20 protein-coding genes are annotated in these 21,527 nt (G+C 57.4%); 12 read left to right on the forward strand and 8 right to left on the reverse strand.

Annotation, left to right across the window (positions count from 1 at the left end; all coding sequences use genetic code 11):
• Window positions 1-18 precede the first annotated feature (18 nt).
• Complete coding sequence (zapE, locus tag AC19YQ_RS18195) at window positions 19-1,134, reverse strand: cell division protein ZapE (RefSeq protein WP_500595634.1); 1,116 nt, start codon at window positions 1,132-1,134, stop codon at window positions 19-21.
• A gap of 303 nt (window positions 1,135-1,437) precedes the next feature.
• Between zapE and AC19YQ_RS18200 the strand changes: the two genes are divergently transcribed.
• The 3 genes from AC19YQ_RS18200 to AC19YQ_RS18210 all read left to right on the forward strand — a co-directional run bounded on the left by AC19YQ_RS18200 (window position 1,438) and on the right by AC19YQ_RS18210 (window position 2,908).
• Window positions 1,438-1,692: a DUF2790 domain-containing protein gene (locus AC19YQ_RS18200; RefSeq protein ID WP_133077910.1), complete on the forward strand. Its 255-nt coding sequence runs from the start codon at window positions 1,438-1,440 to the stop codon at window positions 1,690-1,692.
• A gap of 289 nt (window positions 1,693-1,981) precedes the next feature.
• The gene (locus AC19YQ_RS18205; protein ID WP_500595635.1) at window positions 1,982-2,239 is read left to right on the forward strand and encodes a DUF2790 domain-containing protein; all 258 of its coding nucleotides are present in this window, start codon (window positions 1,982-1,984) and stop codon (window positions 2,237-2,239) included.
• 111 nt (window positions 2,240-2,350) lie between these two features.
• On the forward strand, window positions 2,351-2,908 hold the full coding sequence (locus AC19YQ_RS18210) for a GNAT family N-acetyltransferase (RefSeq protein WP_219262097.1): 558 nt from the start codon (window positions 2,351-2,353) through the stop codon (window positions 2,906-2,908).
• 90 nt (window positions 2,909-2,998) lie between these two features.
• On the opposite strand, the gene AC19YQ_RS18215 is transcribed toward AC19YQ_RS18210, so the two are convergent.
• Window positions 2,999-3,274, reverse strand: a complete 276-nt coding sequence (locus tag AC19YQ_RS18215; RefSeq protein WP_016782369.1) for a PepSY domain-containing protein — start codon at window positions 3,272-3,274, stop codon at window positions 2,999-3,001.
• 164 nt (window positions 3,275-3,438) lie between these two features.
• On the opposite strand from AC19YQ_RS18215, the gene AC19YQ_RS18220 reads away from it, so the two are divergent.
• Window positions 3,439-4,434 (forward strand): FecR family protein, encoded by a 996-nt coding sequence (locus AC19YQ_RS18220; protein ID WP_133077913.1) that lies wholly within the window; start codon window positions 3,439-3,441, stop codon window positions 4,432-4,434.
• 212 nt (window positions 4,435-4,646) lie between these two features.
• Window positions 4,647-5,033 (forward strand): fe2+ zn2+ uptake regulation protein, encoded by a 387-nt coding sequence (locus tag AC19YQ_RS18225; protein ID WP_133077914.1) that lies wholly within the window; start codon window positions 4,647-4,649, stop codon window positions 5,031-5,033.
• Here the strand turns inward: AC19YQ_RS18225 and AC19YQ_RS18230 are convergent.
• Window positions 5,030-5,218 carry a hypothetical protein gene (locus AC19YQ_RS18230; protein WP_019828355.1) on the reverse strand — a complete coding sequence of 63 codons (189 nt, stop codon included), beginning with the start codon at window positions 5,216-5,218 and terminating at the stop codon, window positions 5,030-5,032. The genes AC19YQ_RS18225 and AC19YQ_RS18230 overlap by 4 nt on opposite strands.
• Before the next feature lie 148 nt (window positions 5,219-5,366).
• Here AC19YQ_RS18230 and AC19YQ_RS18235 point away from each other — a divergent pair, with 148 nt between their 5' ends.
• Entirely contained in the window at window positions 5,367-5,504 is a 138-nt protein-coding gene (locus AC19YQ_RS18235; protein ID WP_219262096.1) for a hypothetical protein, read from the forward strand.
• Window positions 5,505-5,576: 72 nt separating this feature from the next.
• On the opposite strand, the gene AC19YQ_RS18240 is transcribed toward AC19YQ_RS18235, so the two are convergent.
• The 3 genes from AC19YQ_RS18240 to AC19YQ_RS18250 form a co-directional block, all read right to left on the reverse strand.
• Complete coding sequence (locus AC19YQ_RS18240; RefSeq protein ID WP_500595636.1) at window positions 5,577-9,251, reverse strand: translocation/assembly module TamB domain-containing protein; 3,675 nt, start codon at window positions 9,249-9,251, stop codon at window positions 5,577-5,579.
• A complete protein-coding gene (locus tag AC19YQ_RS18245; RefSeq protein WP_500595637.1) occupies window positions 9,248-10,975 on the reverse strand; it encodes an autotransporter assembly complex protein TamA in 1,728 nt (575 codons plus the stop codon). Before AC19YQ_RS18245 ends, AC19YQ_RS18240 begins: the two co-directional genes overlap by 4 nt.
• A 64-nt stretch (window positions 10,976-11,039) precedes the next feature.
• A complete protein-coding gene (locus AC19YQ_RS18250) occupies window positions 11,040-11,690 on the reverse strand; it encodes a GNAT family N-acetyltransferase (protein WP_133077917.1) in 651 nt (216 codons plus the stop codon).
• Between the two features lie 167 nt (window positions 11,691-11,857).
• Here AC19YQ_RS18250 and xthA point away from each other — a divergent pair, with 167 nt between their 5' ends.
• Both xthA and AC19YQ_RS18260 read left to right on the forward strand, forming a co-directional pair.
• Window positions 11,858-12,670 (forward strand): exodeoxyribonuclease III, encoded by an 813-nt coding sequence (xthA, locus tag AC19YQ_RS18255; RefSeq protein WP_500595638.1) that lies wholly within the window; start codon window positions 11,858-11,860, stop codon window positions 12,668-12,670.
• Window positions 12,671-12,759: 89 nt separating this feature from the next.
• Entirely contained in the window at window positions 12,760-14,067 is a 1,308-nt protein-coding gene (locus AC19YQ_RS18260) for a substrate-binding domain-containing protein (RefSeq protein ID WP_405046711.1), read from the forward strand.
• 26 nt (window positions 14,068-14,093) lie between these two features.
• Here AC19YQ_RS18260 and AC19YQ_RS18265 read toward each other — a convergent pair whose 3' ends face one another.
• The gene (locus AC19YQ_RS18265; protein ID WP_133077920.1) at window positions 14,094-15,293 is read right to left on the reverse strand and encodes an acyl-CoA dehydrogenase; all 1,200 of its coding nucleotides are present in this window, start codon (window positions 15,291-15,293) and stop codon (window positions 14,094-14,096) included.
• A gap of 155 nt (window positions 15,294-15,448) precedes the next feature.
• Between AC19YQ_RS18265 and AC19YQ_RS18270 the strand changes: the two genes are divergently transcribed.
• From AC19YQ_RS18270 to AC19YQ_RS18280, 3 genes are all read left to right on the forward strand, one after another.
• Complete coding sequence (locus AC19YQ_RS18270; RefSeq protein ID WP_133077921.1) at window positions 15,449-16,414, forward strand: LysR family transcriptional regulator; 966 nt, start codon at window positions 15,449-15,451, stop codon at window positions 16,412-16,414.
• 26 nt (window positions 16,415-16,440) lie between these two features.
• The gene (locus AC19YQ_RS18275; protein WP_133077922.1) at window positions 16,441-16,839 is read left to right on the forward strand and encodes a MerR family transcriptional regulator; all 399 of its coding nucleotides are present in this window, start codon (window positions 16,441-16,443) and stop codon (window positions 16,837-16,839) included.
• A gap of 115 nt (window positions 16,840-16,954) precedes the next feature.
• Complete coding sequence (locus tag AC19YQ_RS18280; protein WP_219262092.1) at window positions 16,955-17,851, forward strand: hydroxymethylglutaryl-CoA lyase; 897 nt, start codon at window positions 16,955-16,957, stop codon at window positions 17,849-17,851.
• 613 nt (window positions 17,852-18,464) lie between these two features.
• Here the strand turns inward: AC19YQ_RS18280 and AC19YQ_RS18285 are convergent.
• Window positions 18,465-20,153 (reverse strand): AMP-binding protein, encoded by a 1,689-nt coding sequence (locus tag AC19YQ_RS18285; protein WP_500595639.1) that lies wholly within the window; start codon window positions 20,151-20,153, stop codon window positions 18,465-18,467.
• A gap of 204 nt (window positions 20,154-20,357) precedes the next feature.
• Here AC19YQ_RS18285 and AC19YQ_RS18290 point away from each other — a divergent pair, with 204 nt between their 5' ends.
• Window positions 20,358-21,521 carry an isovaleryl-CoA dehydrogenase gene (locus tag AC19YQ_RS18290; RefSeq protein ID WP_133077925.1) on the forward strand — a complete coding sequence of 388 codons (1,164 nt, stop codon included), beginning with the start codon at window positions 20,358-20,360 and terminating at the stop codon, window positions 21,519-21,521.
• Window positions 21,522-21,527 lie beyond the last annotated feature (6 nt).

Consider the following 21,527-nt stretch of genomic DNA (forward strand, 5'->3'; position numbering starts at 1 on the left):
ACCCGTAGCAGAGGGTGTTTAGAGACCAAACCGCTGCAATTGCATTTCCTGCAGCCGGCTCAAGGTCCGGCGAAAGGCGAACTCCAGATAACCCTGGGTGTAGAGCTGATCCATCGGCACTTGGGCTTCGATGCACACAGGTACTTTTCGGTCGTAGCACTCGTCGATCAGCGCAATGAAACGTCGCACGCTGTCATCGTATTTGGACAACTGCGGCAGTTCACGATCACCGGCCTCGACTTTCACCGCGCCGTCTTCCGTACCTCGGGCAATTTTGCCCTCGCGCTGTTCGGCACTCAGGCAGGGCACGCCGCTGAGCAACATCACCTTGTAACGGTCACAGATTTCCATGAACTCCGTAGCGGCCAGCGGCTGTTCGCACAGTTCGTGAAAGTTGCACCACAACACTGCATCGCTGGCCTGCACCACATTCAACGAACGATGGCCCACGGCAATGGGCTGGTCTGACACCGCCTGCCCTTGGGTCAACTCCTTGAACACCGGTTCAATCGCACTCGGCTGCCCCGTATCAGTCACCCAATAACGTTGATGAGCAATGCCGGGGTGCAGGCGATGGTCCTCAATCCCGTTCACCGTAACGACGTCCATATGCTTGAGAATGGCAGTGATCCCGGGTGCAAAGCGATCCCGGTTGAAACCATGACCGTAGAGGTCTTCAGGTGGCTGGTTAGAGGTGCAGACCAGCACCACGCCTTCGTCGAACATGACCTGAAACAAGCGCCCAAGGATGATCGCATCGGCAATGTCATTGACGAACAGTTCGTCAAAACACAGCACTTTCACTTCCGCACCCAGGCCTTTGGCCAAGGCTTTGAGCGGATCTGCGGTCCCGGTCAGCTGGAACAGGCGCTGATGCACCCATTGCATGAAATGATGGAAATGCTGGCGCCGGGCCGGCACCTGCAGGCTTTGGTAGAAGCGATCCATCAACCAGGTTTTACCCCGCCCCACCGGCCCCCACAGATACACGCCATTAACCGGCTGCGCCCCTGAGTGCAGGGTCTCATGGCAGCGTTGCAGCGCTTGGACTGCAACCCACTGGGCAGGGTCATGGACAAACCCCTGCCGCTCGATGGCCTGTTGATACGCACTGAGGGGCGACTCGATATTCATACGGATGACTGACTCCTGAATCAGAGGTGCCAGTATGCCAGCAAGGAGACGCACGGAGCACTTGAAAAAAGCCACACCACCACCACATTGTTACCCGAGCGGTAACAGAGCGTTTTGCCATCCACTCTTTTTCCTTGGGTGGATCAGCGTAACATTGCTTACATGCTTCAAACATTGATTGACACAGATACACGGTATCTTCGTACGCACATGACAACTTTGACACGTGCCGTAACTTCTTCCCGCCTCACCGGCAAATGAAGTCAGTCAGTTTTAACGCTTGATTACTTTAGAGGCCTTACTATGAAAACTTTAATTGCACTTTTTCTTGCTGGCTTTGCAACGCTGGCCGTTGCAGGTGAAACTTCCACCGTCCAGCCTTCAACAGTCGAATCGTACAGCTATGGCACAAAACTGGATATTGCACGGGTCATCAGCCTGTCGACCATTCCCGATGTGTGTGAAGTCGTACCGGCAACCATGATCTATGAAGACTCCCAGGGCCAGCGTCATACCCTTGAATACAAGGCTATGGGCGACGGTTGCAGTTCGCACTGATCTTCAGTGGCTGCACCCACGGATGCGACCCCAGCCCCCTCTTCAGAGGGGGCTTTTTATTGGGCGTCGAAAAAACAATGAAGATTGTTACTGATCTGGAAAGACTGCTTGGCGATCTTGTGACTTTAATAACGGTGCAAGGGGCGTATTCTATGTTCATCCCTCAACGCAACATTGAAACAGGGCACGGTACTTCGTATTGCGTCACGCTCCCCCGATGACGTAATAACTTCTCCCGCCAAACCGGCAATTGAAGTCAGTGATTCGTGATTGTTTTAAGGCCTCGATAATGAAACGTTTGATTGTTCTTGCTCTCCTTGCTTTTTCAACACTGGCGGCGGCTGACGACATTAAAGTTGCGCCACAACAACCTGCTGTTGAACATTACACTTACGCCACCGACCTTGATATTGCCACTGTCATCAGCGTGACCCCCATCGCGGATGTCTGCGAAGTTGTACCGGCGGAAATGACTTACGAAGACCATCAGGGTCAGCGTCATATTCTCGAGTACCGTGTGATGGGTAATGGTTGCAGCAACGGCTAATACCCGCTCCCGAGGTAACGATCTACCAGGCCTCCGTTTAACGGGGGCTTTTTTATGGGTGCCATTGGGCGGTACTCTCGACTCAAACCATTGGCAAGGAGCCATCCCCCCATGCAAACCTCACCCACACTGCAGACCCAGCGACTCATACTGCAGCCACTGCAACTGAGTGACGCTCCCGCGGTCCAGAAACACTTTGCCCAGTGGGAGGTCGTGCGCTACTTGAATGCACTCGTGCCCTGGCCCTATCCAGCCCATGGAGCAATGGACTATTTGCGCGATGTCGCGCTACCGGCCATTGCACGCGGCGAAGAGTGGCACTGGACGATTCGCCTGTTGTCGCAGCCTGACGAATTGATTGGCTGTATCAGTTTGATGGATGCCGTCGACAACAATCGTGGATTCTGGCTGGCACCGCAGTGGCAAGGCCAGGGCCTGATGAGCGAAGCGTGCGGGACAGTCGACCGCTTTTGGTTCGAGACCTTGGGGCGCGAACGTATGCGGGTGCCAAAAGCCGCCCCCAATGTGGCGTCGCGACGAATTTCCGAACGGGGCGGAATGCATTGGGTCAGCAGCGAAGAAAAGGATTTTGTCAGCGGCAGGTTTACCTGCGACCTATGGGAAATGACCCGGGAACACTGGTTGTCGCGGCACAAGCGCAACAATTAAAGCGGGGGTAAAAACACCCGGCCCTGTCAAAGGTTACGATCAGGGCCGGGTTAAAACGCTCAGCGGGCGATTCGTCTCAGGTGAAGAGAATCAGTCTTTCTTCTCGGAAATCACCTTGCCGGTCGAATCGAAGATAATTTCATATTCCAGGCCATCGACCTTCTTGATCCCTTCTGCTTTCCAGATACCGGCGGCAGGATCCTGAGCTTCGATTTTCTTGATGACGGTGTAGCCGTTCTTGTTCTTGAGCACTTCTACCAGTTCTTTGGAGAATGCCCAGTTGGGGTCAACAGGCTGAGCCATCGCTGCACCGGCACTCAACAAGGCAGCAGTAGTGATCACAGCAGCAAAGGTTTTCTTCAACATTGTCTTAACTCCATTAATTGATGTTGCGTCTGGTACTCAATGTGACTGGAACAACCGTAGCAGAGAAAATCCCGGCCATAGGGCTAATTGACATGCTTTTGACCTGGCTCATGTTCTCGTTACCTCCAGTGCGGGGTTAGAATGCGCAAAACCTGGAAAATTCAATGAGTGAAGCACGCCCCACAGAAGCCGAAAACGATGCCATCACTGAAGCTGCGGCTCAGTGGTGCATGCGTTTGCACGAGCCCGATTGCACAAACCAGGAACGTGAAGCTTTTGCTGCGTGGCTAAATGCCGATCCCCGGCACGCCGTTGAATATGAAGCGATGCTGGACATCTGGGATGTCAGTGAGCACCTGACGCGCTCCGCGCCTGCCGAGGCCCGGGTGGTTGCATTGCCCAGCGCGCCACGTCGAAGCGCCTGGCAGCGTGTTGCCGTGGCCGCGGCCATCACTCTGCTCGCCGCCCCGGTAGCGGCTTATAGCGGCTGGCAGCTGGGCTGGATTCCCAATGCCCATGAACGCTTTGCGGCCGATACCAGCGCGAAGACGGTGACACTGCCCGATGGCAGTCAAGTCGAGCTCAATCTGGGTACACACCTGACGTTCAGCAACTTCAAGGATGAACGCCGGGTGACCCTGAGCAAGGGCGAAGCGTTTTTCAAGGTCAGCCATGATGCCTCGCACCCGTTCCTGGTCCGGGCCGCAGAGGGACAGGTTCGGGTCACAGGCACCCAGTTCAATGTGTGGATGTACGAGGATCAGGTACGGGTCACGCTGCTGGAGGGCTCCGTGCTGGTGACCAGCAACAAGAGTCTGAGTGGCGACGGCTTGCGCCTGGAGCCGGGGATGCAGGCGCGCTACAAGGCGGGAGACTACGCAGCGCAAATCAGCCAGACCCCAGCCGGCACGCCGGATCTGGCGTGGCGTAACGGCAAGCTGGTACTCGACAACCTGTCACTGGCCGATGCCTTGCCCCTGATCAACCGCTACCTGGATCGCCCTCTTTCCGTGGCCGACAGCGCCACGGGCAAGCTGCGTATCGGCGGGGTGTTCAATACTCGCGAAATCGATCACCTGGTCACGTCCCTGCCCAAGGTCTTGCCGGTGTACCTGAGTATCAATGCGCAAGGCTCGCCGGTGCTGAACGCCCGGCCCTGAAAACTCAGCGTGCCTGTGAAAGACCGCACAGATTAAAAAAATTTAATAATCAGTCCAAACCCCCGTCCACACTGGACGCGTACGCGTTTGAGATGAATTCACGACAAAATTTCTACATTCCAATGTTCATGATTTCAGCCGCTCATTCGTCTAGTTAACCAAGAGCGCTTTTTTATTTTTTCCTGATCAGGCTCTGAAAAGGAGTTTTTTGCATGCACAACCAGCACATACCAACGGATGGTAGCCACCAGCATCGCGACGCAGCTTTCCAGCCCGACTCGGGGTTGTTGCAAACGCTGACTCCCTTGCAGGGCAACGAACGGATTCGCCACTTACTCAAGTGCTTCGGGCTGCGTACCAGCCTGGTGCGCCTCAAGGTCATTGACGCACTGCTCACGGCTGCCGGCAATGATCGCAGGCTGGGGGTGCGGGGCATGCACAGCCATTTGCAGGCACTGGATATTCCACTGTCATTTCTGAGTGTGCGCGAGGTACTCAAGCGCTTGTGCAGCGAAGGGGTGGTGGTGCTCAACAGCGACAAGAGCTACAGCCTGCATCCGCAGGCTGAAGCCTTTTTGACAGGGAAGATCGAAGCTTAAATCTTGGTCTTGCGGCGCATCACGCCATTGATCACGACCACGATCACGGCCACGCCGATAGCGACGTACTGGAACATTTTTTCAGTGATCATGCCGGCGTTTTGCATGTACGAAAGACCAAACATGATTCCCAGAACCACCAGTGAAATCAAAATCGAGTATTTCAAGCGCTGCGAAGGGGTCATAACCTGTTCCTGAAAGTAAGTCTGAAAGCGAAAACCGGGACCTGACAAATATGTTCGGTTTTCGATAATAAATTGAAACATTCGAGGTCTCATCTTACAGCCAGAACAGTTTTTTAGCTGCTATGGCTCTAACCATGAGGATCCACACATGTTACGTCGAGTCACCAGGCTGGTTCCGTTGTTGCTCATCCTGGCCATGAGCGGATGCGTGATTTTTCCAGGCCATGGATGGCATGACGGTCACCGTCATCATGATGGCGGTCCAGGCTATTACAACCGTTACTGAAGCGCCCCCCTGCCCTTGTGGGAGCGGGCTTGCCCGCTTTCACACAGGGTGGGGAGTCACATTTCACAGCGGTCAGAAGTCCCGCTTGTAGAAGATATCCAGCGAGCTCGCAAAGCCGCTCGCCACTTCGACATACACCCGCTTGCTCAACTTGTAACGCAGGGCAATGGTGCTGGCAGGTTCAAACACACCCACTCCGTAACGCACGCTCAGGCGCTCGTTGATCTTGCCACTGGCCACCACTGACGTGTTGTTGCCACTGCCTTCGGTGTCGAGTTCAAACTCCTTGATCCCCAAATGATTCGCCAAACTGGTGGTGATCCCCGAGCTGCCCAACAACCCCAGGCCCAGGGCCGCTTGAGCCAGCAGGTTTTCATCTTCACCGGTGCCTGTCAGCGGACGCCCCAGAATCAGGTACGACAACGCCTGCTCCTGGCTCATGGCCGGTTCCGAGAATATTTGCGTGGTTGGCTGTTCGGCGCTGCCCGTCAGACGGATACCCGCGATCACGTCGTCAGTCTGGCGAATCGCTTCGATATCCAGATACGGCTGGTCGATCGGCCCTGCAAACAACAGACGCGCCCGGCGAATGGTCAGCTTCTGGCCATAGGCGCGGTAGCGACCATTGTTCAGGCGCAACTCGCCGCGGGTATCCAGGTTGTTGCCGATATGGACCTGCCCCGCCAGATCGGCGCTCAGACCAAAGCCCGAGAACGTCAGCAGTTCCTGGCCCACTACCACGGTGATATCCATGTCGACCTGCATCGGCGACGCCTCATCAGCGGCCTGCTGGCCCACGATGACAGTGTCATCCGAAACCTTCACCGTCGAAGGCGGCAATTCGCGAACTACGATTTCACCTTTGGGAACATTGACCCGACCCGCGATCAACAACGTGTTGTCGGGACTGAGGGTGATTTTCAGATCCGGAGCGACTTCCAGCTTGGCGTAGGGCTCGACCGTTACCGGCAGGCTGTTGCCCTTGACCAGGACGTTGACCGCCATGGTCTGGCCCCACGCCACATTACCGCTGACACTGCCCTGTCCGTTCTCGCCGCTGGTCCAGCCGCCATTGAGCAGGGCTGTTTCGCCGTTGATAGCCACCGAAAGCTGCACATTTTCGAAGTTGGTCGGCAACTGCGGTCCAGAGATTTCACCCTCACTGAGGGCCACATTACCGATGACATGGGGCGCCAGCAAAGCCCCCGAAATGGTGCCCGTACCGTTCAACTGACCGGTGAGCTTTTCTACCATCGGCGCAAACGGACGGATCATCGAGATGTCCAGCCCGGTCAGGCGGAACTCCCCGCTGATCGGTTTGCTTTTAGGCAGCGGATTGATTCGCGCCGACAGCATCAGTTGCCCCAGCTTGCCACCGTCGAAATCCAGGCGGGAATCGACACGGTTGGGGGTCAGGTTGCTGGTCAGCTTGAACGCCTGGTACGGGAAGTCGACCCACTGCCCCTTGTCCTTGAAGAGCAGCGTGCCACCGCTGGCATCGACCACGATCTGACCTTTGGGCCCGCTGGCAGGCAGGTCCAGGATCAAATCGGCATTGAGGTCGCCCTGCCATCGAAAGTCCTTGGGCAGCCACTCGGCCAGGCTGTCGAGGGGGAACTGCTTGAGGTGCAGGCGCAGTTTTGGATCAGGCATCAAACGCTGTTCTTCGCTGCACAAACTGGCCGGGCCTGAAATCCAGCACTGCGAGCCCAGATTGACTCGGCCATCGGCCAGACGCTCCAGCCTTGCCGGATTTTGCAGCACCCAGGCCTGCCCACCGGCCTTGACGTCACCGCTGGCCAATCGACCGCGCCAATTGTCCTTGTCCCGGCCGCCATCCAGTGCCAAGGCCAGTTGCAGCATCGGCCCTTGCACACCCAGCTTGAGCTGCTGGCGCTTGATATCGCCACTGGCGTTGGCGGTCAGCACACCGAGCTGAGTGTCCCCGACCTGAATCCCGCTGCCCTTGAGGTCAAGGCGGCCACGCTGATTTCGATCGAGGTTGGCATCCAGGGTCAGGTTTTGCAGCTGATTATCGGCGAAAGCCAACTGCTGGCCATTAAGCTTCACCGTGCCTTGGGGCGCTTTCAGGGTGCCCCCAGCATCGACACGACCCTTGAGCTGGCCACGCAGTTGCGGCCAGAGCTGCCCCAGGCGCGGCAGGTTGAGATCCAGTTGGGCCTTGAGTTGCTGCTGCAACGTGGCGGTGCCATTGATCCGGTTGTCACCCAGGCGAATATCCAGCGCACTGAGCGTCCAGGCTTCTCCCGCACCGTTGGCCTTGGCCTGCAACACTGCTGGCAAGCCGCGTAAACGGCCTTTGAGATCAAGGTTGGCATCCAGCTCAAGACGCTCATTTTTGAACGAGCCTTTGCTGCGCAGCGGGCCTGCCAGCGTACCCGGCAATTCGGCCACCCAATACGCAGGGTTGATGGCACTCAAGTCCAGTGCCGTGTCCCAGGCCACACCCTCGGCGAACTGCACATTGACGTGCCCCTCGGCCTTGCCCTGCCCGGCGACCAGTTTCAGCTGTGGCAAAAATATCTTGCCCAGATCGCCGCTGAACGGGCTGCCGAGGCTGAACTTGCCTGCTGGGCCATCGAGATCGGCCTGGAAGTTGCCCAGATAATTGCCATCGCGATAGGACACTTCGCCGACAAACTTGCGCAAATCCACATCGGGCTTGTCGATCACCGGGTACAGGTTGTGCCACGGGAATTCCAGCCAGTCGATTTTCGCCTCGGCACTCAAGCCCTCCTGCCAGTCCACTTGCCCTGACAGCTTCAAGCGCTGCAGCGGACTGGCGGTCAAGTCCAGCGCTGCGATTTGCGCGCCCTTGGCATCTACCCGACCTTTGAGCAACAGATTCACCGGCTCTTTTTCAGCGGGCAATGTGGCGCTGCCATTGAGTTCATAACCGTCTTTAAGATCGCCCTTGGCCGTCAGCAACAGCTGGTTGAGCACCAGGGTATCCGGCAGATCGGGACTGGCCTTGAACGGCTCGGCGGTGATTTTCAACTGCGCCGGCAGATTGTCCGCCAACGGCTGGATCTCCCCCGTCAGGTGTGCAGTGAGATACCCGCTGGTGTCGGCCGCAAGGTTGAGGGTGGTGCGCAGATTGCCTTCAACCTTGAGCACCACCTCCAGCGTCTTGTCGTCCGGTGCAGGCAGGCTGATAGTGCCTTGCAGGGTCAACGGCCAATCGCCATAGGGTTGTAGCAACCCGGACAATTCAACGTTCAGGTCTTCACGCTCGACCTGTACCGACTCGATTTCCAGGCCCTTGGCTGTCCATTGCGCCGACATCTGCATGCCTTTGAGCTGTTCGATGCCGTTGAACAGCACATTGCCGACTTTGACCACCCCCACCTCAATCGCCAGGGGCAGTTTCAGTTCCGGCAGACTGACCGGACCGCTGCTGCTGTCTTCACTGGGCGGGAATTGCAGGCTGATAGTCTCGGCCTGCAACTGATCGATACACAGGGTCATACGGGCCAGGCAACCCGGCGACCAGGCAAATATGGGCCTGCTGACCTCTACCCGACTGGTGCCTTGCTCCCACAGCAGGTGATCGGCATCCCACTGACCGCCCAGGCGCCCGGCAAAATTTTCAACCTGCAAGCCTGGCACCTGACCCAGCACCCAGCGGCTGCCCGCCTGCGTACCGAGAATCACGCCCACGCTCACCACCACCAGCAGAACCAACGCCAACAGCACCAGACCCGCTATTTTCAAACCACGAATCACAGTTCTGGCCCCATCGAGAAGTGCAAACGAACACCGCCATCGTCATCCAGCGCATGGGCCAGATCCAGACGAATCGGGCCTACCGGCGAGATCCAGCGAATACCCACGCCGACCCCGGTTTTCAGACTCGGGAAGTCCAGCGTATTGAACGCATTGCCCTGATCGACAAAGGTCGCCCAACGCCATTTTTCGGCGAACTGATACTGATATTCGAGACTGCCGGCCAGCATGTAGCGCCCGCCGATACGATCACCTTCTGCGTTTCTCGGTGACAGGCTCTGGTAGTCATAGCCACGCACGCTTTGATCACCACCTGCGAAAAAGCGCAGGGACGGCGGAATCGACTTGTAGCCGTTGGTGGCGCTGCCGCCAAACTGAATTCGCCCCAAAAAGCGGTGTTTGTCCCACAACGTGGTCAATGCCTTGAATTTCACATCGCCGTGAAACAGGTTGGTGTCGGACAACAGCCCCTCCTTGGCCACTTGCATCTCCGTGACCACGCTGTAGCCGTGGCTGGGATCGATACGGTTGTCACTGCGCAATACCGAATAGCTGACACCCGGCATCAACAGGGTGCTAAGACCCGAGTCGTCGCCCAGACGGTATTCTTCGTGCTGCCATTTGAGCGACACGATTCGCGTCCAGCCGTTGTCCAGTTTGCTGTGCCACTCGGGGCCGACCGTGAGCAGTTTGCTCAGGGTATCGGTGTTGGCGATTTCTTCGTTTTGATAGCCCGCGGCAAGACGCAGCTTGTCGGTCAAAGGCGGATCCAGCGGAATGTCATACCAGGCGCCGACGTTTTGCTTGGGCTGGGAAATTTCGGATTCAAAGCCATAACTGTCGCCCCGGGGATTGCCCCAATGGCGCATCCAGCTGGCTTTGCCACGGGCTCCGGTGTCGGTCGAATAGCCAAGGCCCAGGGTCATGGTGCGCGGCTTGCGGGTTTCCAGATCAACATCAATCGGAATCACTTGCCCCACTGCGGTACTGGGCGCGGCATCGACGCGCACGACTTCAAAATACCCACTGTTTTGCAGATTCTGATTGAGTTCGGCGACCAGTTCAGAGTCGTAAGGGGTGTCCGGCTTGAAAGGCACCATGCGGTCCAGCAGGGTTTGGTCAAAAGGTGCATCGCCCGCAAAAGTGACTTTGCCAAGCAAAAAACGCGGCCCGCTTTCGTAGACCAGATTGATATCCGCAAACCCGCCCTTGGGATCGACCAGAAGTTCGTGCTGAGTAAATTTGCCGTTGAAAAAACCGTAACGCAGGGCACGGTTTTGAATCATTCGCTTGGCGTCTTCGTAATTGCCCTGATTGAGCACCGCACCCGGTTTCAGATCATCACTGGCCGGAATTTGAAAGGCTTTAAGAGCGGCTGCCGGGCCTTCGACGCGCACGTTGACGTTGCGCAGATGCACCGGCTCGCCGGGATCAATGCTCAACACCAGACGCGGCGGATCGCCGGGTTTGACCTCGGCTTCTATAGAGGGATGGTAGTAGCCCAAGGCCTGGGAAGCTTTGAGGGCCTGCTCCTGAGCGCCACGTTGAAAGCGCAATAACGCTTTCTCGTCACGATCACCGAGACTGCCTATGTAGCCTTCCACGTTGGCCTTGAGGGCATCGTTTGCCGGTTTGACTCTGACCACCAACTCGCTTTGGGCAGACACCGCAAAGCTGCTGAGCAGCAGGACAACACCACTGGTAAATCTTCCTGAGAACTTCATAGGCGCGGATGCTATCACGGGCTGGGGGGCTCATAGAGCGCGCCAACGGGCAAAAATTTCGTCTTCAGGCCGTTGCTGTATGCGACACCTGCGGATTGGCATGGAAGAACACATGTTCTACAACGGGCCCAATGGCAACTTCACCGATTTCCACATAGCCCTGGCGTTTGTAGAACTCCAGGTAATGCGGGTTGCCGGTGTCGAGTACCACGCCTTCGGAATGCTCATCCTCGGCGCACCAGTTATGCACCGCTTCAAGCAACTGTTCACCGTAGTGCTTACCCTGGAACTCGGGGTGAATCCCCACCAACGGCAGCATATGCACCGCATCCCCCGGAACGCAGGCCTGCACCGCCTCGTGATAGGCCAGATAGCGCCTCGTACAGTTCAAGCCGGTACTGAGCACCATACGCAACTGCCACGCCCAGCTTTCAGTGATACCCAGGCGCCGTTGCGGTGGGGCAATCAGGGCAATGCCCAACAGACGGTCGTCCACCAGCAACCCCAGCGCTGGCAAATCCTGCAGAAAATGCTGTTTGACCAACTCCCGTACCGTAGCCCGAACCCGCTGCTCGTAACCACTGCGCTCGGCGTTGAACAGAAAGCGAAACGTCGGCTCATGGCGATAAGCCTGATACAGCAAGGAACGCGCTTCTCTTGAATAACCACTGTCGAGCAACTGAATCTGACTGGTGGCGTTCGACGTTTGCGTCATGCGATCAACCTCCCCGGCGCGGCCTCAATAGCGGCGCTTCCAATGGGTACGAACCCCCGAGGGCCACAACAGTTCAATCATGGCCAAGTGCATCCTACGTTAGCAGTGCATTTGCCCTACTGCACGCTGGCAGCTAGCATCGCAGTTTTGCTCAGGACTGCCCGCCCATGAAAATCGTTTCATTCAACATCAATGGCCTGCGCGCTCGGCCGCATCAGCTGGCAGCGCTGATCGAGAAACATCAGCCTGACGTGATCGGCCTGCAAGAAACCAAAGTCCATGACGACCAGTTCCCCCTCGCCGACATCGAAGCGCTGGGCTACCACGTTCACTACCATGGCCAAAAAGGCCATTACGGCGTGGCCCTGCTCTCGCGTCAGGCGCCCCTGGAACTGCACAAAGGCTTTGCCAGCGATGAAGAAGACGCACAGCGGCGTTTTATCTGGGGCACTTTCGCTGACGAAAACGGCCAACCCGTCACCATCATGAATGGTTACTTCCCACAGGGCGAAAGCCGCGATCACCCTACCAAGTTCCCGGCCAAACAGCGTTTCTACAGCGACCTGCAGCAGTTGCTCGAAAGCCGGTTCAGCAACGAACAACCGTTGGTGGTGATGGGCGACATCAATATTTCGCCACAAGACTGTGATATCGGCATTGGCCCGGACAACGCCAGGCGCTGGCTGAAAACCGGCAAGTGCAGCTTTTTGCCGGAAGAGCGCGAATGGCTGGAGCGCCTCAAGGGTTGGGGATTGGTAGACAGCTTCCGCTACCTGCATCCGGATGTGGCCGACCGTTTCAGCTGGTTTGACTACCGCAGCCGCGGCTTTGAAGACGAGCCCAAGCGTGGCCTGCGCATTGACGTGATCCTTGCCTCCCAGGGGCTGGTGCCACGAATCAAGGCAGCAGGCGTCGACTACGACCTGCGCGGCATGGAAAAACCGTCAGACCATGCGCCGATCTGGCTGGAATTGAGCTGACCCACAATCCCGGAACTTTGTGTCATCGGCTTGAAACGTTCCTGACTTAAATTGCAGACATTTCTATGGCTCCAGGAAGGTGCCCCTCAATGCTGCGCTTTATGTCGTTGACCCTGTTATGCACGATGGCCACCCTGGCCATCGCTGCAGACTTGCGGATCCAGGGCTCCAACACTATCGGTGCCAACCTCGGGCCATCACTGGTGGCAGCCATGCTGGCCGAGCAAGGTCTGCACGACATCCACAGCGTCCCGGTCATGCCTCCCAACGAGCACAGCATTGTCGGCACCAACGCCCAGGGTCAGCAGATTCGTGTGGATGTCGCAGCTCACGGTTCTGGCACCGGCTTCACTGCCCTTGCAGCCGGCCAAGCGGATCTGGTGGCCTCATCTCGGCCCATCAAGGACCGTGAACTGGTCGACCTCGAACGCCTCGGGGACTTGAAAAGCCCGGACGCCGAGCAAGTCATCGCCATCGACGGCCTGGCGATTATTCTTCACCCGCGCAACCCGCTGAATCAGCTCAATACCGAACAACTGGCACAGGTTTTCAGCGGCCAGATCAACCGCTGGGAACAAGTGGGCGGTGTCGGCGGCACGATCCACCTGTATGCCCGGGATGAACAGTCCGGCACCTGGGACACGTTTAAAGAGTTGGTACTGAACCGCAACAGGCTCGCCCTGAGCCGCACCGCGCAGCGCTTCGAATCCAGCGAGCAGCTATCGGATGCCGTGAGCCACGACCCCCAGGCCATCGGTTTCATCGGCCTGCCTTATATCCGCCAAGCCAAAGCCGTCGCCATCGTCGACGGTGCATCCCAGCCCATGTTGCCGCTCTCCAGCCTGATCGCCAGCGAGGACTACCCCTTGTCGCGACGACTGTTCTTTTACTTGCCGCCCTCCTCCAGCAACCCTTGGGCCAGGGCGCTGGTGACGTTCACCCAAAGCCCGCAGGGTCAGGCCATCGTCGCGCAGAACGGCTTCGTCGCCCAAAGCGTGCAGGCCGCACGTGTTCTGCCCGGTGCCCATATGCCCGCGCAGTACCAGACGCTGACCAGGCAGGCCCAGCGCCTGACGGTCAACTTTCGCTTTGAAGAAGGCAGTGCATCACTGGACAACAAGGCGCACCAGGACTTGCTGCGAGTCATCGACTACTTGAAGACCCACGAGAAGATGATCAATCAGGTGACGCTGGTGGGTTTTGGCGATGCCAAGGACGATCCCGAGCGGGCACAACTGCTGTCAAAGTTGCGGGCAATGGCCGTGCGCCGCGAGCTGGTTAAAAGCGGCGTGATACTGCGCGAAATTCGTGGTTACGGTCAGCAAATGCCCGTGGCGGCCAACACCGAAGATGAAGGCCGCATCAAGAATCGTCGGGTTGAGGTGTGGGTATATTGACCAGACTCCCTCCGGCAGAAACCTGATTACCACTTGTCCAGCTCAAATTTGCCCACCGCCGCACGGTGTACCTCATCCGGGCCATCGGCCAGGCGTAACGTGCGCTGCATGGCGTACATGTAGGCCAGGGGGAAATCTCCCGACACCCCGGCCCCGCCATGAATCTGAATCGCCCGGTCGATGACGTTCAAGGCAACATTCGGGGCGATAACCTTGATCTGGGCGATTTCGCTTTTCGCCACCTTGTTGCCCACGGTGTCCATCATGTACGCGGCCTTGAGCGTCAACAGCCGCGCCATATCGATTTCCATGCGAGAGTCGGCGATTTTGTCGATATTGGCCCCCAGACGTGCCAGCGGTTTGCCAAACGCCGTGCGCTTCAGGGCGCGCTTGCACATCAGCTCCAATGCCCGCTCGGCCATGCCGATGGAGCGCATGCAGTGATGAATACGTCCGGGGCCGAGACGACCCTGAGCAATTTCAAAACCCCGGCCCTCACCCAGCAAGACGTTTTCGCAGGGCACTCGCACGTTTTCAAACAACACTTCAGCGTGCCCGTGGGGTGCATCGTCGTAACCGAACACCGGCAGTGGCCGCACGATGTTCACTCCGGGTGTGTCAACGGGCACCAGGATCATCGAGTGCTGCTGATGACGCGGGTTCTCAGGATTGCTCAAGCCCATGAAGATCATGATTTTGCAGCGCGGGTCACAGGCGCCCGAAGTCCACCATTTGCGGCCATTGATCACCCACTCGTCACCCTCGCGCACAGCGCGGGCTGCCATGTTGGTTGCATCCGATGACGCCACGTCCGGCTCGGTCATGGCGAACGCCGAGCGAATTTCGCCACGTAGCAACGGGTCCAGCCACTGTTTTTTTTGTGCATCACTGGCATAGCGCACCAGCACTTCCATGTTGCCGGTATCAGGCGCCGAGCAATTGAACGGTTCGGAACCCAGCATCGAGCGGCCCATGATTTCAGCCAAGGGGGCGTATTCCAGGTTGGTCAAACCGGCGCCCCGCTCGGACTCGGGCAGAAACAGATTCCACAGGCCTTCGGCACGGGCCTTGAGTTTCAACTCTTCCATAATCGCGGTCGGCTGCCAGCGGTCGCCTGCAGCCACCTGCTGCTCGAAAATCGCCTCCGCCGGGTAGACATGGGCGTCCATAAACGCTGTCACACGCTCGCGCAGTGCCTGAACTTTCGGGGAATAAGCGAAATCCATAGGTGGCTACCTTCTACCGGGAATGTCGAAAAGTGATGCCCGATGCTAGAGCAGCCACCCTTTATTTGCGCCACCTATTAGCAGCGTGTATTACCATTCATAAGCAATATATGATTCGCCCGTGTCACCGCCCCTGACAATAAGAGCCAAGCGCCGTGAATCTGAACAAGGTTGATCTCAATCTGTTTGTCGTCTTCGACGCCATCTACACCGAAGCCAACCTGACCCGCGCCGGGCAAATCATCGGTATCACTCAGCCTGCCGTGTCCAACGCGCTGGCGCGATTGCGCGAGAGTTTCAACGACCCGCTGTTCGTACGCACGGCCCAAGGCATGGTGCCAACGCCGATGGCGCAGAACATCATCAGCCCGGTGCGCAGTGCCTTGGCGCTTTTGCGCGTGTCAGTGCAAGAAAGCCGCACCTTCAACCCCCTGCAAGCCAACAAGACCTACCGCATCAGCATGACGGACCTGACCGAGGCGGTCATTTTGCCGCCACTGTTTCAGCGTCTGCGGCGTCAGGCACCCTCGGTGGTGATCGAGAGTTTTCTGTCCCATCGACGAGAGACCACTAGCGATCTTGCTGCCGGACGTCTGGATTTTGCGGTGGATGCACCGCTCAATACCGATCCCCAGGTGCGCCACGTCAAGTTGATGGAAGACCGGTACGTGTGCGCCATGCGTCAAGGCCATCCGTTAGCCAGTCAGACCACCCTGTCCCTGGATGACTATCTGGCCATGTCCCATATTCATATCTCGACCCGTCGCAATGGCCTGGGTGAGGTGGACCTGGCGCTGGGCAAAATGGGCCTGCAACGCAAAGTCACCTTGCGCTCCCAGCATTACCTGATGGCTTCCAATGTGCTGCAACAGACCGACATGGTGATGACCGTGCCCGAACGCTTTGCCCGCCGCCATGCCTTGCACTTTGTGCCCTTGCCACTCAATGAACTCCCCAACGTGGAAACCCATTTGTACTGGCACGAAAGCACCGAACAAGACCCGGCAAATCGCTGGATGCGCGAGCAACTGATCGAACTGTGCCAGCAGCAGGCAACCCTGGAAAAGAAATCCTGCGCTGCCAGCTTGCTTGACGTAAACGTCAACCAGCCATTAGTTTAAGAATACGAATTTTCCAGAGCCCGCCCATGAGCAGCCAGACGTACAGTATTTCCGACCTTGCCCGCGAGCTCGACATCACCACCCGTGCCATTCGTTTTTATGAAGAACAAGGGCTGCTCGCCCCTGAGCGACGCGGCCAGGAGCGGGTGTACAGCGCTCGGGACAAAGTCAGCCTGAAATTGATCCTGCGCGGCAAGCGCATTGGTTTTTCCCTGGCCGAATGCCGCGAGCTGATTGAGCTTTACGACCCCACCAGCGGCAACCAAAAGCAACTCAACAGCATGCTGGCCAAGATTGCCGAACGCCGCGAGCAGCTTGAACAACAGTTACTGGATATCCAGCAGATGCAACTGGAACTCGATACCGCTGAAGAGCGGTGTCTCCAGGCGCTGGAACAGACGCTGCAAAGCCAGATACCCCATTAGACGCTGATACCTTCAGTGGAAGCGGGCGACGCGGTACATCATGCGGACTGCAGCGATGCCATCGCGAACAGGCCCGCTCCCACTGAAGGGTAACTACTCGCAGAAGGTGACCCCCATGACACTTCCAACCCATGTGCGCCTGATCGAAGTTGGCCCGCGCGACGGTTTGCAAAATGAAGCCCTGCCCATCAGCGTCGCTGACAAGGTGCAACTGGTTGACGCCCTGACTGATGCCGGGTTGGGCTATATCGAAGTCGGCAGTTTTGTGTCGCCCAAGTGGGTGCCGCAAATGGCCGGATCGGCCGAAGTCTTTGCGCAAATCCGCCGCAAGGCGGGCGTGGTCTACGGAGCACTGGCGCCCAACATGCGCGGGTTTGAAGATGCCGTGGCGGCAGGCGTAAAAGAAGTGGCGGTATTTGCAGCCGCTTCCGAGGCGTTCTCGCAGCGCAACATCAATTGCTCGATCAGCGAAAGCCTGGCGCGCTTTATCCCCATTATCGAGGCCGCCCGACAGCACGGCATCAGCGTTCGCGGCTATGTATCCTGCGTGCTCGGGTGCCCCTATGAAGGTCAGGTCAGCGCGCAACAGGTGGCACAGGTGGCCAACGAGTTGTACGCCATGGGCTGCTATGAGGTGTCGCTGGGCGACACCATCGGCACCGGAACACCAACGGCCACGCGCACCCTGTTTGAAGCTGTAACGGCTTACGTACCACGGGAAAAACTCGCCGGGCATTTTCACGACACCTACGGTCAGGCGCTGGTGAATATCTACGCCAGCCTGCAAGAAGGCATTGCCGTGTTCGACAGTTCCATCGCCGGGCTCGGCGGTTGTCCTTACGCCAAGGGCGCCAGCGGTAACGTGGCCACGGAAGATGTGCTGTACATGCTCAATGGCATGGGCATCGAAACCGGAGTCGACATGGACAAGCTGCTCCTGGCAGGCGAGCACATCTGCAACGTGCTGGGACGTGTTACCGGGTCACGGGTAGCAAAGGCCCGCCAGGGCTAAAAAGTGTTCCATGGTGTTACCTCACCTCCCCACAAACGAGTAACACGGAAACAAACCGGCCATCCCACTGGCCGATTTTTTATTGCCAAGAAATACAAGCCTTTGATTTATAAGGATTTTTAAAAGTTGGCACGGCTCCTGCTATCTCTATGGCATAACAAGAATAAAAACCGCAGCAACATAATAAAAACAATACGAAACGACTCTGACATAACAAAAACAACACGGCAGAGACGCAGCTAACAGATTTTTTTGGAGAAGGTTTACTTTTCCGAGGCGCCTAAAAACCACCTCGCAACCGGGCAGAGAATAATAAAACTACCTTCAGGTAGCACCCGCACAGGTTGGATCACAGGTTTGATAGCCCGTGATGAAAGTGGATCAGCGCTCAAAAAAATACGTTTGCTCTTGATCCCGGATGGGGATCGCAAAAAAACGCAGTAAAGGGTGAGTTCCAAAAACAACAATAAACCGCCCTTCAATAATAAAAAAAGAGCATGCACGACATATTAAAGGGGAGCCCAGGCTCCCCTTTGTGTTGTCCGGGATTCGAGATTTTGCCTGTTTCTGTGGCGCGGGCTTGCTCGCGATGCACGCCCGCTCCCACTGGGTTTCAGTTTTGGGACACGCATTCCAGAATGCTGATCTCGCGCATTTTGAACTTCTGGATCTTGCCGGTCACGGTCATCGGGAATGCATCAACAAATTTGAAGTAACGCGGCGTTTTAAAGTGGGCAATACGGGACTTGCACCAGGTTTGCAGCTCAAGCTCATTGGCCGTGTGGCCAGGGTGAAACTTGATCCAGGCCACGATTTCCTCGCCATACCTGGCGTCCGGAATACCCACCACCTGCACATCCGCCACTGCCGGATGGGTAAAAAAGAACTCCTCCAGCTCCCGCGGGTAAATGTTCTCGCCACCACGAATGATCATGTCCTTGTTGCGCCCCACAATGCGCACGTACCCCTGCTCATCCATCTGCGCCAGATCACCGGTGTGCATCCAGCCCTCGCTGTCGATGGCATCACGGGTCGCCTGCGGGTTGTTCCAGTAACCCAGCATCACGCTGTAACCACGAGTACACAATTCGCCAATCTCACCGCGTTCAACGGTGTTTCCCTCGGCGTCGATCAGCTTGCTCTCCAGTTGCGGCTGGGTACGCCCCACAGTGGTAACACGTAATTCAAGCTCGTCTGCCGGACCTGTCTGAATCGAGACCGGGCTGGTTTCAGTCATGCCATAGGCAATTTGTACTTCTCCCATATGCATTTCACTGATGACGCGACGCATCACCTCGATCGGGCACGTGGCGCCCGCCATGATCCCCGTGCGCAGGCTCGACAGATCGAACCCGGCACGTTGCGGATGATCCAACATCGCGATAAACATGGTCGGTACGCCGTACAGCGCAGTGGCCCGCTCATCTGTCACCGCTTGCAGAGTCAGGCCCGGGTCAAAGGCTTCACCGGGATAGATCATTGTCGTCCCGTGAGTCACACACCCCAGGTTGCCCATGACCATGCCAAAGCAGTGGTACAGCGGTACCGGGATTACCAGCCGGTCATTGGCCGTCAAACCCAGGCTTTCGCCAACCATATAGCCGTTGTTGAGAATATTGTGATGACTAAGGGTCGCGCCCTTGGGAAACCCTGTCGTACCTGAGGTGTACTGGATGTTGACCGGCTGATCGAAGTGCAGGCTGTCTTGGCGGGCATGGAGTTGATCAGCCGTAACCTCACCCCCCAATTCGGCAAGTCGCGACCACGGCAAAAACCCTGCAGGCGGCTCAGGCGCGAGGCTGATGACCCCGCGCAGATCGGCAAAGCGCGCACATTCCAGTGAGCCGACCGATTGCCCGGCCAGCTCCGGGATCAGTTCCTGGAGCATTGCGTGATAATTGGATGTCTTGAACGCACCCGCGCACACCAGCCACTGACACGCCGATTGCTTGAGTACGTACTCCAGCTCCGAGAGCCGATACGCAGGGTTGATATTGACCAGAATCACGCCGATCTTGGCGCTGGCAAACTGGCTGATAAACCATTCGGCGCCATTGGGAGCCCACACGCCCAGCCGGTCCCCCACCTTCAAACCCAAAGCCAGTAACGCCCTGGCATGCAGATCAACTGCCCGGGCCAATTGCGCCCAGTTGTAGCGCTGCTGTTGATGGCGCAGCACCACCAGCGCTTCTCCCTCGGGATAAAGCGCAGCTGTCTGATCGAAGGCCTGACCTATGGTCATTGCCAGCAGCGACTTGTCCAGCACACCCTGGCTGTAACTGGGGACGGATTGCTGCTTCATGACAACTCCTCTTGTGATTGTTCTGGGAGCATGAGCAAGGCGCACGTGCGCGCCCGCTCATTTGAAGAATTGCAATTACTCTGGCCTAAGTTGACGTTGACGTAAAGGTCATTGACAGCGTTAAGCCCCAAGTTTACGTTAACGTCAAGGCTATCAATGGCGACGCAATAAACGCCTCCATAAGAACAACGATCAAGGTGCCACATGAGCTACCCGACTTTGAACTTCGCCCTGGGCGAAACCATCGACATGCTGCGCGATCAGGTGCAGAACTTCGTCGCCGCCGAACTGGCGCCACGGGCGGCGCAAATCGACAAGGACAACCTGTTCCCGGTAGACATGTGGCGCAAGTTCGGTGACATGGGCTTGCTCGGCATCACAGTCCCTGAAGAGTACGGCGGCACCGGCCTGAGCTATCTGGCCCACGTGGTGGCGATGGAAGAAATCAGCCGCGGTTCGGCCTCGGTCGCCCTCTCCTATGGCGCCCACTCCAATCTGTGCGTCAATCAAATCAACCGCAACGGCACCCACGAACAAAAACTCAAGTACCTGCCCAAACTGATCAGCGGCGAGCACGTCGGTGCACTGGCCATGAGCGAACCGAACGCCGGTTCCGACGTGGTATCGATGAAACTGCGCGCCGACAAGCGCGGCGACCACTTTGTGCTGAACGGTAGCAAAACCTGGATCACCAATGGTCCGGATGCCAGTACCTACGTGATCTATGCCAAGACCGATCTGGAAAAAGGCGCACACGGCATCAGTGCATTTATCGTCGAGCGTGACTGGAAAGGCTTCAGCCGAAGCAGCCATTTCGACAAGCTCGGCATGCGCGGTTCCAACACCAGCGAACTTTTTTTCGACGACGTTGAAGTGCCGGAAGAAAACCTGCTGGGTACGCTCAATGCCGGGGTCAAGGTATTGATGAGCGGTCTGGACTACGAGCGCGTGGTGCTCTCGGGCGGCCCCACCGGGATCATGCAGGCGTGCATGGATCTGATCGTTCCGTACATCCACGACCGTAAACAGTTCGGCCAGAGCATCGGCGAGTTTCAACTGATCCAGGGCAAGGTTGCCGACATGTACACCCAGCTCAATGCCAGCCGCGCCTACCTGTATGCCGTCGCAGCCGCATGCGAACGGGGTGAAACCACACGCAAGGACGCCGCCGGGGTGATTCTGTACAGCGCCGAACGCGCCACACAAATGGCCCTCGATGCGATCCAGATTCTGGGCGGTAACGGTTACATCAACGAATTCCCGGCCGGCCGCCTGCTGCGTGACGCCAAGCTGTATGAGATCGGCGCCGGCACCAGCGAAATCCGCCGCATGCTGATCGGGCGTGAACTCTTCAACGAAACTCGCTAAGGAGCG

This window comes from Pseudomonas sp. MF06569, from assembly GCF_059862735.1.